At 39.1% G+C, this 13712-nt stretch carries 10 protein-coding genes and 1 other annotated feature; all 10 genes read left to right on the forward strand.

The features are described from left to right. Positions 1–39 precede the first annotated feature (39 nt). The 10 genes from rplK (at position 40) to fusA (ending at position 13708) form a co-directional block, all read left to right on the forward strand. Positions 40–465, forward strand: coding sequence for a 50S ribosomal protein L11 (gene rplK, locus ACONDI_RS15075; protein WP_241079353.1), 426 nt, complete (start codon positions 40–42; stop codon positions 463–465). A 79-nt stretch (positions 466–544) separates the two neighbouring features. Beyond that, complete coding sequence (gene rplA, locus ACONDI_RS15080) at positions 545–1240, forward strand: 50S ribosomal protein L1 (RefSeq protein ID WP_241079354.1); 696 nt, start codon at positions 545–547, stop codon at positions 1238–1240. Positions 1241–1263: 23 nt separating this feature from the next. Beyond that, positions 1264–1517 (forward strand) — a sequence feature (ribosomal protein L10 leader region). A gap of 56 nt (positions 1518–1573) precedes the next feature. Next, positions 1574–2113: a 50S ribosomal protein L10 gene (gene rplJ, locus ACONDI_RS15085; RefSeq protein WP_241079355.1), complete on the forward strand. Its 540-nt coding sequence runs from the start codon at positions 1574–1576 to the stop codon at positions 2111–2113. A gap of 32 nt (positions 2114–2145) precedes the next feature. Beyond that, a complete protein-coding gene (gene rplL, locus ACONDI_RS15090) occupies positions 2146–2535 on the forward strand; it encodes a 50S ribosomal protein L7/L12 (RefSeq protein WP_241079356.1) in 390 nt (129 codons plus the stop codon). A gap of 376 nt (positions 2536–2911) precedes the next feature. Beyond that, on the forward strand, positions 2912–6409 hold the full coding sequence (gene rpoB, locus ACONDI_RS15095) for a DNA-directed RNA polymerase subunit beta (protein WP_241079357.1): 3498 nt from the start codon (positions 2912–2914) through the stop codon (positions 6407–6409). A gap of 68 nt (positions 6410–6477) precedes the next feature. Next, positions 6478–10173, forward strand: coding sequence for a DNA-directed RNA polymerase subunit beta' (gene rpoC, locus ACONDI_RS15100; RefSeq protein WP_420848154.1), 3696 nt, complete (start codon positions 6478–6480; stop codon positions 10171–10173). Between the two features lie 65 nt (positions 10174–10238). Further along, positions 10239–10487 (forward strand): L7Ae/L30e/S12e/Gadd45 family ribosomal protein, encoded by a 249-nt coding sequence (locus ACONDI_RS15105; RefSeq protein WP_241079359.1) that lies wholly within the window; start codon positions 10239–10241, stop codon positions 10485–10487. A gap of 126 nt (positions 10488–10613) precedes the next feature. Further along, positions 10614–10985 carry a 30S ribosomal protein S12 gene (gene rpsL, locus ACONDI_RS15110; protein WP_241079360.1) on the forward strand — a complete coding sequence of 124 codons (372 nt, stop codon included), beginning with the start codon at positions 10614–10616 and terminating at the stop codon, positions 10983–10985. A gap of 134 nt (positions 10986–11119) precedes the next feature. Then, positions 11120–11590, forward strand: coding sequence for a 30S ribosomal protein S7 (gene rpsG / locus ACONDI_RS15115; RefSeq protein WP_241079361.1), 471 nt, complete (start codon positions 11120–11122; stop codon positions 11588–11590). 30 nt (positions 11591–11620) lie between these two features. After that, entirely contained in the window at positions 11621–13708 is a 2088-nt protein-coding gene (gene fusA, locus ACONDI_RS15120) for an elongation factor G (protein ID WP_241079362.1), read from the forward strand. Positions 13709–13712 lie beyond the last annotated feature (4 nt).

A 13712-nucleotide genomic window follows, 5' to 3' on the forward strand; every position in this document is an offset into this window, starting at 1 on the left:
AACATATTTGTTAAGCTGTACAATGGGAGGTGAGCTAGAATGGCTAAAAAGATAGAGCAGGTAATAAAGTTGCAGATACCAGCCGGTAAAGCAGACCCATCGCCACCGGTAGGTCCTGCATTAGGTCAGCATGGAGTTAATATCATGGCATTTTGTAAAGAGTTTAACGAGAAGACATCTGATCAGGCAGGAATGATTATCCCGGTGGAAATTTCTGTCTATGAAGATAAATCTTTTACTTTTGAGACAAAAACCCCACCTGCTTCTGTGTTGATTAAAGAAGCTGCCGGAGTAGATAAAGCGAGTGGCGAAGCAGGGAAGGAAACTGTTGCAAGTGTCAAAAGAGATAAGCTTAAGGAAATAGCTGAACTTAAGATGAAAGACCTAAATACAACCGATGTTGAAGCTGCTACAAAGATGGTAGAAGGGACGGCTAGAAGTATGGGTATCAAGGTAGAAAGTTAAAAAAGAATTTAAAGTTAATTAAGTTTATTTTTAAAAATGTGGGAGAATTATTTCGCTTGAACCACAAGGAGGTCAGAGAATGCAAAAAACAAAAAGTAAAAGGTATAAAGAAATTGTAGAAAAGATTGATAAACACGAAGCTTATGAAGCAGAAGAAGCGATGAAATTAGTTAAAGAAGTTTCAAATGCTAGCTTTGATGAAACTGTTGAACTAGCAGTTAGGTTAGGAGTAAACCCCAAATATAATGATCAGCAGGTAAGGGGTAGCGTTGTACTGCCACATGGTACAGGTAAGACAGTAAAGGTTGCTGTATTTGCGAAAGGTGAAAAAGCAAAAGAAGCAGAAGAAGCAGGTGCTGATTTAGTAGGAGATGAAGATTTAGTAGCTAAAATAGAAGGTGGATTTTTGGATTTTGATGTGGCAATAGCAACACCTGATATGATGGGCATGGTTGGTAAGCTAGGTAAAACCTTAGGCCCAAAAGGGCTTATGCCTAATCCAAAATCGGGTACTGTGACTCAGGATGTAGGAAAAGCTGTGCAAGAATCAAAAGCAGGGAAAGTAGAGTTTAAAGTCGAAAAAGCGGGCAATATACATGTTCCAATCGGAAAAGTATCTTTTGAAATTGATCGGTTGGTTGAGAACTTTAATACGGTAATGGATGCTCTAGTAAAAGCTAAACCTGCAGCAGCGAAAGGACAGTATATTAGGAATGTTTCTGTTTCACCTACTATGGGGCCAGCAGTTAAGGTAGATTATAGATATATAAAATAAACAGTAACAAAGCTTAAAATTAAATAATACTAACTCGAAAACCGTAGACAGCAGGTACCCTTCTTGTGAGGTTTAAATATGCCTGCCGAGGTTGAAGCTGCCTACACTATCAGTTATACGTAGCCAATATATATCAAGGCTATGTTATAAGTCAGTTTAGTATCTGCTATTCTAGACTACTTATTGGTAAGTGTGTTGACTACTGTAATTTGTTAATTATCGTAGGATGCTTAGGCCTTCACCTGTTGTTTAGGGGGAAGGCTTTTTTTGGTTAAAAAGGTTTTGTAGAAAATTATGATAAAAAATCAGAAATAACCAGAAGGGGGTGAAAAAGTGCCCAAAAAAAGACATGAAAAAGAAGAGATAGTTGGCGAATTAAAAGATAAATTTTCAAAGATAGAAGGAGCAGCTTTAGCAGATTATCGTGGATTAGATGTTGAACAGATAGGTGAACTACGTGACAAACTAAGAGAAAATGGTCTAGAATTCAAAGTTGTTAAAAACAACCTTGCTAAAATTGCTGCTGATGAGGTAAATATTAAAGGCTTAGATGAGTACCTGGTAGGCCCTGTAGGTATTGCTCTTGGCTATGATGATCCTGTTTCTCCGGCAAAATTACTAAAAGAATTTGCTAAAGAAAACCAAGAATTAGAGCTTAAGGCAGGTATATTGGAAAATACAGCTATTGGGGAAGAGAAAGTCAAAGAGTTGGCAGACTTACCAAGTAAAGAAGAACTTATAGCCAAGTTAGTAGGGGTATTTCAGGCTCCGATCTCAAACTTTGTTAATGTTTGTCAAGGTAATATCAGAAATTTTGCTTATGCAGTCGAAGCTGTTAGGAAAAAGAAAGAAGAAGAGGAAGGCGAAAGTTAAATTAAAACCAAAATTTGAGGAGGTATTTTATAATGTCAAAAGTACAAGAAGTTTTAGATATTGTTAAAGAGATGAGTGTGTTGGAACTATCTGAATTAGTAAAGGAAATGGAAGAAGAATTTGGGGTAAGCGCACAAGCGCCTGTAGCAATGGCGGGTGCACCAGCTGCAGGAGCCGGGGAAGCTGAAGCAGGTGGCGGCGAAGCAGAGCAAACTGAATTTGATGTTGTATTGACTGACCCAGGTCAAAAGAAAATACAGGTTATTAAAACTATTAAAGAGGCAACTGGTGTTGGCCTAAAAGACGCTAAAGCTATGGCAGATGACCTGCCAAAAGCTGTTAAAGAAAAAGCAAGTAAAGAAGAAGCAGAAGAACTAAAGGAAAAGATAGAAGAAGCGGGTGGATCAGCAGAAGTCAAGTAACAAAAAACACTAATATAACACCCCGCCTATTAAGCGGGGTGTTATATTTTTCATAAAAATTTTCGTACATTTCTTGACTTTGAATATAATTTGTGCTAGTATCATATAATGCCGTTACTGATTTTTATTTCTAAAAAATTTTATATATGAATAGTAATATACAACCAGTATAACAGTATAATTTTTTTACAGTTGGGGAGAATTATATAGATGTAGGCGTACTGGCTTTTTTTATTTGATAATATAGCAAGATAATTTTTTTTGACAATAATTTTAGGATACATAAACATACTATGATGTAAACATTTATTAGTTAGTTATTTAATTTACTTTTAATATACAGGTAAAAAATGGTTTCTGAGGGGTGAGCTGGTTAATGCCAAAAACCGTGAAATGTGGGAGAAGAGAAAGGCTAACTTTTTCGCAAATTGAAGAGGTTCGAGAACTACCTAACTTAATTGAGATCCAAAGGAGATCTTATGAATGGTTTTTAGAAAAAGGTATACACGAAATGTTCGATGATATTTCGCCGATACAGGATTTTACTGGAGGTCTTGTATTAGAATTTGTAGACTATTCTTTAGGTGAACCAAAATATTCGGTTGAAGAATGTAAAGAGAGGGATGTGACCTATTCTGTTCCGTTACGAGTCAAAGTAAGGCTTATTAACAAAGAAACTGGTGAAGTAAAAGAGCAGGAAGTATTTATGGGAGATTTCCCATTAATGACTGAGAATGGGACCTTTATAATTAATGGTGCAGAGAGGGTTATTGTAAGTCAGTTAGTCAGGTCCCCGGGTGTTTATTATAAGAATGAGTGGGATACTAGCGGAAGAGAATTGTTTTCAGCGACAATAATACCAAACCGTGGTGCCTGGTTAGAATTTGAAATGAACGCCCAGAATGTTATATTCGTAAGGGTTGATAGAACGAGAAAGTTACCTGTGACGGTTCTATTAAGAGCCCTTGGGTATGGCACAGATGAAGATATTTTAAGGGTTTTTGGAGAAGATGCCAGAATTAAAGCAACCTTAGAAAAAGATCATACTGATTCATATGAATCTGGAGTTTTAGAAATATACAAAAGGCTTCGCCCGGGGGAACCACTTAATGTTGAAAATGCTAAAAGCTTATTCGAGTCTTTATTCTTTGATCCAAAGAGATATGACTTTGCTAAAGTCGGAAGGTATAAAGTAAATGTTAAGCTGGACTTTTATAGGGCACTTGGATACAAGGCTGCACAAAGAATTGTTAAAGAAGATACAGGCGAAATATTAATAAATGAAGACGAAAAAATTGAAAAAGAACATTTTGATATATTGAATGAAGCCGGGATTAACCGTCTTGTTGTAAAGAATAAGAATGATGAAGATAGTGTTATTTTAGCCAATGGTTATGTTGATGAAAACGTGAAAAATCTTACTAAAGAGGATATCGTAGCTTCAATTAATTATTTGCTGAACTTACTAGACGGCATTGGTTCTGTAGATGATATAGATCATTTAGGAAACCGTAGGCTTCGTTGTGTAGGGGAGCTGCTGCAGAACCAGTTCAGAATTGGGCTATCAAGAATGGAGAGAGTTATCAGAGAAAGAATGACAATTCAGGACGTTGATACTATTACTCCATCAGCACTAATTAATATACGGCCCGTTATAGCTTCAATAAAAGAATTTTTTGGCAGCAGTCAGCTTTCACAGTTTATGGATCAGACTAACCCTTTAGCCGAACTAACCCATAAGCGTCGTTTGAGTGCCCTTGGCCCTGGTGGCCTTAGCCGTGAAAGAGCTGGCTTCGAAGTAAGAGACGTTCATCATTCTCACTATGGAAGAATGTGTCCGATAGAGACTCCGGAGGGACCGAATATTGGTCTGATCAATTCTCTTAGTACTTATGGTAGAGTTAATGAGTTAGGATTTATTGAAACACCATATAGAAAAGTGGACAAAGAAAACGGAAGAGTTACAGAAGAAATTGAATATTTAACTGCCCATGAAGAAGATAAGTATGTAATTGTTCAGGCAAACTCTCCTTTAGATGAGGATGGATATTTTCAAAATGACAGAGTTATTGCCCGTTACAGACATGAGACCTTAACTAGATCACCATATGAAGTTGATTATATGGACGTATCACCAAAGCAGCTTGTTAGCCTTGCAACTGCACTTATTCCATTTTTGGAAAATGATGATGCTAATAGGGCTTTGATGGGTAGTAACATGCAGCGTCAGGGGGTACCACTGCTACAGAGTGAGGCGCCTCTAGTTGGAACAGGCGTTGAACACAGAGCTGCGTATGACTCTGGAGCAATTGTCAAGACCCTTGCTTCAGGGGTGGTTGATTATGTTAGTGCAAAAGAAATTTGGATCCGTCGTGATGAAGGCGGTGAAGGCAGAGTAATTAATGGTAGAACGGGTGAAGTTTTTAAGAGTGACAGAGTAAATGTAAGAGATGGATTTGATATATACAAATTTCAAAAATTTGATCGGTCTAATCAGGGCACATGCATGAACCAAAAGCCCGTTGCAAGAAAAGGAGATAGAGTAGAAGAGGGTGAGATTATTGCTGACGGCTCTTCTACAGAAGAAGGAGAGCTAGCCCTAGGGAAAAATGTATTGGCAGCGTTTATGCCATGGGAAGGATATAACTATGAGGATGCAATTTTGATTAGTGAAAAGCTAGTAAAAGATGATACATTTTCATCAATCCACATAGAAGAATACGAAGCAGAAGCAAGGGATGCTAAGTTAGGACCAGAAGAGATCACAAGAGACATTCCAAATGTTGGCAAGGATTCGTTAAAAAACCTAGATGAGAGGGGAATAATTAGGTCAGGTGCGGAGGTTAAGGCCGGTGATATCCTGGTAGGTAAGGTTACCCCTAAAGGAGAAACCGAACTTACCGCTGAGGAAAGGTTGTTAAGAGCTATTTTTGGTGAGAAAGCACGTGAAGTAAGAGATACATCACTAAAAGTGCCTCACGGCGAGTCAGGTATCGTGGTTGATGTAAAAGTCTTTGATCGTGAAGATGGAGATGAGCTTCCTCCTGGAATAAACAAATTAGTACGTGTGTATGTTGCACAGAAACGGAAAATATCTGTAGGTGACAAAATGGCAGGACGCCATGGGAATAAAGGTGTTATAGCAAAAATTTTGCCAGAGGAAGATATGCCTTTCTTACCTGATGGAACACCCGTTGAAATAGTTTTAAGTCCCCTTGGAGTTCCATCAAGAATGAACATGGGACAGGTGCTTGAGACTCATCTTGGTTGGGCGGCAAAAGCACTAGGAATGCACATGTCTACCCCTGTCTTTGATGGGGCTAATGAACAGCAGATCTTTGAAAAACTTGAGGAGGCCGGAATGCCCAAAACTGGGAAAACACCTCTTCATGATGGAAGAACAGGAAAGCAGTTTGATAACAGGGTTACAGTTGGTTATATTTATATGCTTAAGCTGGCTCACCTGGTAGATGACAAAATCCATGCTCGTTCTACTGGACCTTATTCCCTTGTTACCCAACAGCCCCTTGGTGGAAAGGCACAGTTTGGTGGACAGCGTTTTGGTGAGATGGAAGTTTGGGCCCTTGAGGCATATGGCGCCTCTTACACGCTGCAGGAGTTGTTGACGGTTAAAAGTGATGATGTCGTAGGGCGTGTTAAGACTTATGAAGCCATTGTAAAGGGCGATAATGTGCCAGAACCTGGGATACCAGAATCGTTTAAAGTCTTAATTAAAGAGCTTTCAAGTCTGGGTATGGACGTGAAGGTGATTAATGAAGAAGAGGGAGTAGTTCAGGTTAAGGATACAGAAGGCAATGAACGTGTCGTGAGTTTAGATGATATGGATATTGATATAAAAGGTCGTGAGGACTAAATTGTTTTACATTAATGTTTTTAATTATAATGTTTCATTAATTAAAGGGAAGGGAGAGATGGCCCTTGATGGATGTGAATAATTTTGATGCGCTTAAAATTGGGCTTGCTTCACCCGAGCAGGTCAGGGGTTGGTCAAGAGGAGAAGTTAAAAAGCCCGAAACCATCAATTACCGGACCCTAAAGCCTGAGAAAGAAGGGTTGTTCTGTGAAAAGATTTTCGGGCCTCAAAAAGATTGGGAATGTCATTGTGGTAAGTATAAAAGAGTCCGTTATAAAGGTATTGTATGTGACCGGTGCGGAGTAGAGGTAACTCAATCTAAAGTTAGACGTGAAAGAATGGGGCATATAGAGCTTGCTGCACCTGTGAGTCATATATGGTATTTCAAAGGCATTCCAAGTCGGATGGGACTTATATTAGACCTTTCGCCGAGGATTCTGGAAAAAATATTATACTTCGCCTCTTACATCGTAATTGACCCTGGTGAAACATCCCTGGCCAAAAAACAGCTTTTAACAGAAACTGAATACAGAGAGTACAGAGATAAGTATTCAGATCTTTTTAAGCAGGGAAAAGGTTTTAAAGCAAAGATGGGTGCAGAGGCTATAAAGGACCTGCTTGGGGAGCTAGACCTTGAGAAGATGGCGAAAGACTTACGTGATGAATTAAAAACTGCAAAGGGCCAGAAAAAAGTTAGAGCAGTTAGGCGTTTGGAAGTGGTGGAATCATTTAGGAAATCCGGGAATAATCCTCAATGTATGATTCTAGATGTAATTCCAGTAATACCACCGGATCTTCGTCCAATGGTTCAATTAGATGGGGGAAGATTTGCCACTTCTGACCTAAACGATTTATACAGACGAGTTATAAATAGGAATAACCGCTTAAAACGTTTGTTAGACCTTGGAGCTCCTGAGATAATAGTTAGAAATGAAAAAAGAATGCTACAAGAAGCTGTAGATGCCCTGATTGATAACGGCAGAAGAGGTAGAGCTGTTACGGGGCCTGGTAATAGACCGTTAAAATCACTCAGTGATATGCTAAAAGGAAAGCAGGGACGTTTTCGTCAAAACCTCCTAGGTAAACGTGTTGACTACTCAGGTCGTTCTGTTATTGTTGTTGGCCCAGAGCTAAAAATTCATCAGTGCGGTCTGCCAAAGGAGATGGCCCTTGAACTCTTTAAGCCATTTGTTATGAAGCGTTTGGTAGAAGAGGAAAAAACTCATAATATCAAGAGTGCAAAACGAATGGTGGAAAAAGTAAGGCCTGAGGTATGGGATGTTTTAGAAGAAGTTATAAAAGACCATCCTGTACTTTTAAATAGAGCGCCCACTCTTCACAGACTAGGTATTCAGGCTTTTGAGCCGATACTGGTAGAAGGAAGGGCCATTCAAATACATCCTTTAGTTTGCCCTGCTTATAATGCAGACTTTGATGGTGACCAAATGGCTGTTCACGTACCGTTGTCTGCTGAAGCTCAGGCAGAGGCAAGGGTTTTAATGTTATCAGCACAGAATATACTAAACCCTAAAGACGGAGCACCTGTTGCCATACCCACTCAGGATATGGTGCTTGGTAGCTATTATCTAACCTTAGAAGAAAAAGGTGCCAAAGGCGAAGGTAGTTACTTCTTGTCGCCAGATGAAGCGATAATGGCTTATCAAAGAGATGATATTGAGCTGCATTCAATAGTAGGCGTCAGGGTTGATAATTATACTAAAAAAGACTTTACAAACTTATCTGATCAAATTCCAGAAAATGCAATCCTATTAATAACAACGGTAGGGAAAATTTTATTCAACGAGATTTTGCCTAAAGACTTTCCTTTCATTAATGATTCTAAAGACATGAATGTTAAAGAAGATGACTGGTTGAAGAAAGGTGAAAACTTAAAAGAGGTAATATCTAAGCGTGATCAAAGAGAAGCACTGCAAAAGAATGACTTAGGTGAATTAGTTGCAGCTAGTTATCGTCGCTATGGAAGCTCTGAAACAGCTAAGATATTAGATGAGATGAAGCGGCTTGGTTACAAATACGCAACTGAAGCTGGAATAACCATTGGAGTAGAAGATATAGTTATTCCGGGAGAAAAGCAGTCAATAATGGAAGAAGCTGAACAAAGCGTTGAAACTACAGAAAAGCAGTTCAAGAGGGGTCTAATAACAGAGCAAGAAAGATATGGCAGAGTTATAGATACCTGGAGTAATGCAAAAGACGAAGTGACTGATGCAGTAATGGATAACTTGGAGATATTTAATCCTGTGTATATGATGGCAAATTCGGGAGCAAGAGGTAATATATCACAGATTACACAGCTTGCAGGTATGAGAGGGTTAATGGCAGACCCAACAGGAAGGATAATTGACCTTCCTATCAAGGCAAACTTTAGAGAGGGACTAACAGTTCTTGAATATTTTATTTCAACACACGGTGCAAGAAAGGGATTAGCTGATACTGCTCTAAAGACTGCCGACTCAGGGTATCTAACAAGAAGACTTGTTGATGTGAGTCAGGATGTAATTGTGAGAGAAGATGATTGTGGTACTAAAGATGGCATTAATGTTGAAGAGATCAAGAATGGAAATGAAGAAATAGAAAATCTACACGATAGAATTGTAGGAAGATTTGCATCTGAAGATATTACTGGAGAGAATAATGAAGTATTAGTAGGGCGAAATGAGCTTATTACAGAGGATAAAGCTAAAGAGATAGTAAATATCGGGTACAAAAAAGTGCCTATTCGTTCAGTTCTTACATGTAAAACACGTCACGGTGTATGCGTAAGCTGCTACGGCCGCGACATGGCTACTGGTAAAATAGCTAATGTTGGAGAATCAGTTGGTATTATAGCGGCACAATCAATTGGAGAACCAGGGACGCAGCTTACTATGCGTACTTTCCATACAGGTGGGGTTGCAGGAGATGACATAACTCAAGGTCTGCCGAGGATCGAGGAGTTATTTGAAGCTAGAAGACCAAAAGGGCTTGCAGTTATAAGTGAAGTAGCTGGCCGCGTCTCAATAAAGGAAGGCCAAACAAAACGAAAAGTTATAGTTACGCCTTCAAAAGGTGAAGAAAAAACATATAATATACCTTTTGGTGCTAGACTAAAAGTTGAAGATGGTGGAGAAATTGAAGCAGGTCAAGAGCTAACTGAAGGTTCTGTTAATCCTCATGACTTATTGAAGGTAAAAGGTGTGGCAGGGGTGCAACTTTATATACTTCAGGAAGTGCAGAAAGTTTATAGACTACAGGGTGTGGACATTAGTGACAAACATATAGAGATAATTATCAGACAGATGCTTAGGAAGATAAAAATTGAGGAGCCTGGTGATACAGAACTTCTTCCTGGAGGACTTGTTGACTTTTTTGAATTTGAAAGTATAAATGAAGAAGCGAGACAAAATGGGCTTGAGCCTGCTAAAGGGAGACCAGCTCTACTAGGAATAACAAAAGCTTCCCTTGCGACTGATAGTTTCTTATCAGCCGCATCATTCCAGGAAACTACAAGAGTGTTAACGGAAGCTGCAATCAAAGGAAAAACAGATCCTTTAATAGGCCTGAAGGAAAATGTTATTATAGGAAAACTGGTGCCAGCTGGAACAGGAATGTCAAGATACAGGAAAGTGAAGGTAGACCCGCAAGATTATGGTGGCTCAGGCCAAGAGGGAGCCGATATAAAAGCTGAACCTAACTCTATAAAAAATGAAGATGGTGATGAAATTGAAAAAGAAGAAAAAATCACTGTTGACACCGGTGAATAATGGTGCTAGAATTTCTAAGTGTGTGTGTAAGAGAAAGTTCTCTGTTAACGGAGAGGAGGCGTAAAATGGCTGTTTTGGACATAAAGAAGGCTAACAAACGTTGTGTCGGGCTTAGAGAAACTGAAAAAGCAATTGAGAGCGAGAAAGCTAGAAAGGTTTTTATAGCCAGAGATGCTGAGGATAAGATTAAAAAACCAGTAGAAAATAAATGTAAAAATAAAGGAATTAAATTTGAGTATGTAGATACAATGCAGGAGATAGGAGAAGCATGTGACATTTATAGAGGGGCTTCAACTGCAGCTATTTTGAAATAGTTTTAAAAATAAACTAGACCTCTATATAAATAGATATAGAGGTCTAGGAGATTTTCAATCTGTTTAGATTTAAACGCATTTAAATAAGTTAGCATTAGTGTTGTGCGACAAAAAGGAGGTGGAGGCATGCCAACAATAAACCAGATGGTCAAAAAGGGAAGAAAAAAGATGGAAAAGCAGTCTAACTCTCCAGCATTAAATGACTGTCCTCAAAGAAGAGGTGTTTGTACCAGGGTCTCTACAACCACACCCAAAAAACCTAACTCAGCTTTGAGGAAAATAGCAAGGGTTAGACTTACTAACGGTGTAGAAGTAACTGCTTATATCCCTGGAATTGGCCATAATTTGCAGGAACACTCAGTAGTTCTTGTAAGAGGAGGACGTGTTAAGGATCTTCCTGGTGTTAGGTATCAGGTAGTAAGAGGCTCTCTTGATACGGCTGGCGTAGAAAATAGAGGGCAAGGTAGATCAAAATATGGTACTAAGAAAAAAGAATAGTTACTAATTAGTATTGAGAGTCAATGTATATATTAAAGTATATTAGTACTCTTTACAGAAAATGATTAAATAATGTAATTGACATAAAGAAGGTTTATTTTTTTGGGCATATTTTGAAAGGAGGGTGATGAGAAGTGCCAAGAAAAGGTCCGGTACCAAAAAGAGAAGCTACCCCAGATCCTGTTTTTAATAGTAGGTGGGTATCAAAATTTATTAATAAAATAATGCTTGATGGAAAGAAAAGCCTTTCACAAAGGATCTTTTATAATGCTATGGATAGGGTGAGAGAAAAAACTGGCGAGGACCCACTTGAGGTTTTCGAAACAGCGATTAAAAATGTGATGCCAGTATTAGAAGTTAAACCCAGGCGAGTTGGTGGAGCAACCTACCAGGTGCCAATTGAGGTTAGCCCTGATAGAAAACAAGTACTTGCTATTCGCTGGCTAGCGAATTATGCTAAAGAGCGCAGCGAGAAGACTATGGAAGAAAGGCTTGCAGGTGAGATAATAGATGCATATAATGAAGCTGGTGGAGCTATCAAAAAGAAAGAAGATACACACAAAATGGCAGATGCAAACAAAGCGTTCGCACACTACCGCTGGTAAATTTTTTAGAGCAAATGAGGGGGGATACTAATGGGCAGACAATTTTCCCTAAAGAAAACACGTAACATCGGTTTGATGGCTCATATAGATGCAGGGAAAACAACTGTTACAGAGAGAATTTTATTTTATTCTGGTAGAGTTCATAAATTAGGTGAGACCCATGATGGTGCTGCTACCATGGATTGGATGGACCAGGAGCAGGAAAGAGGTATTACCATTACCTCTGCGGCTACTACATGTCAATGGCGAAATCATCGAGTGAATATCATTGATACGCCAGGGCACGTTGATTTCACTGTAGAGGTTGAAAGGTCCTTGCGCGTTCTAGACGGTGCTATTGGAGTCTTTTGCGCTAAAGGGGGCGTTGAGCCCCAGTCTGAAACTGTATGGAGACAGGCTGACAAATATGGTGTGCCAAGACTGGCCTTTATAAATAAGATGGATATTGTTGGTGCCGACTTTTACAACGTAGTAGAGATGATGAAAGAACGTCTTCAAGCAAATGCAGTACCGATTCAACTACCCATAGGAAAAGAAGATCATTTCACTGGAGTTATAGACCTGGTTACAATGAAAGCTTACGCTTATAAAGATAAGCTTGGAATGGAAAGAGAAGAAATTGATATTCCAGAAGACATGCAGGATAAAGCTGAAGAATATAGAGAAAGCCTAGTAGAATCAGTTTCAGAAGTTGACGATGAATTGATGGATAAGTATCTAGAAGGTGAAGAAGTTACAGAAGATGAGATCAGAAAAGCCCTAAGAGAAGGGTGCATCTCAAATGATATAACTCCAGTCTTGTGTGGTTCAGGCTATAAAAACAAAGGAGTTCAGCTTTTAATAGATGCAGTTATTGATTACTTGCCTTCCCCGGTGGATGTGCCACCAATTGAAGGTATTATTCCTTCAAAAGATGTAGTAGAAGGTGAAGAGGAAAAGGACAAAAGGATCAGTAGTGATGACGAACCATTTAGCGCTCTTGCTTTTAAGATAATGACAGATCCTTATGTAGGAAAGTTGTGCTTTTTCAGAGTATATTCGGGCACTATTAAATCAGGGTCTTATGTCTTTAATCCAGTCAAAGGTAAAAAAGAAAGAGTTGGCAGGATACTACAGATGCATGCTAACCACAGAGAAGAAAGAGACGTTGTTTACACTGGAGACATCGCAGCGGCTGTAGGATTCAAGGATACTGCCACAGGTGATACTCTTTGCGATGAAAAGAACCAAATTATCCTAGAATCAATGCAGTTCCCTGAGCCTGTTATATCTGTTGCAATTGAACCTAAAACAAAAGCTGACCAAGAGAAAATGTCAACTTCACTGTACAAATTGTCTGAAGAGGACCCAACATTCAAAACTTATACTGACGAGGAAACCGGTCAGACAATCATATCAGGTATGGGAGAGCTACACCTTGAGGTTATCACAGATAGGCTTCTTAGAGAATTTAAAGTAGAAGCAAATGTGGGTAAACCTCAGGTAGCATACAAAGAGACAATCAAAAAACCTGCCAAGGCAGAAGGTAAATTTATCCGCCAGTCTGGTGGTAGAGGACAATATGGTCATGTTTATATCGAAATTGAGCCACGAGAAAGAGGCGAAGGATATCAATTTGAAGATCAAATTGTAGGTGGAGTCATACCAAAAGAGTATATACCTTCTGTAGATCTTGGTATTAGAGAAGCTTTGGAAAATGGTGTTTTAGCTGGATACCCAATAATGGATGTTAAGGTCAGGCTGTATGATGGATCTTACCACGAAGTTGACTCTTCAGAAGGGGCATTCAAAATTGCAGGTTCTATGGCCCTTAAGGATGCAGTAAAAAAAGCTGATCCATGCTTACTAGAACCTATTATGAAAGTTGAAGTTATTTGCCCTGAAGAGTATATGGGGGATGTAATGGGAGATATAAACTCCCGTAGAGGTCAGATCGAAGGAATGGAAGACAGAGCTGGTGCCAAAGTCATTACGGCTTATGTTCCACTTGCTGAAATGTTTGGTTATGCCACTGAACTTAGATCAAGAACTCAAGGAAGAGGAACCTATTCTATGGAATTCTCACATTATGATGAGCTTCCAAATAGTGTTGCATCTGAACTTATAGGCCAAAAATAAAAGG

The organism is Natranaerofaba carboxydovora, from assembly GCF_022539405.1.
Taxonomy (GTDB): Bacteria; Bacillota; Natranaerobiia; order Natranaerobiales; family Natranaerofabaceae; genus Natranaerofaba; species Natranaerofaba carboxydovora.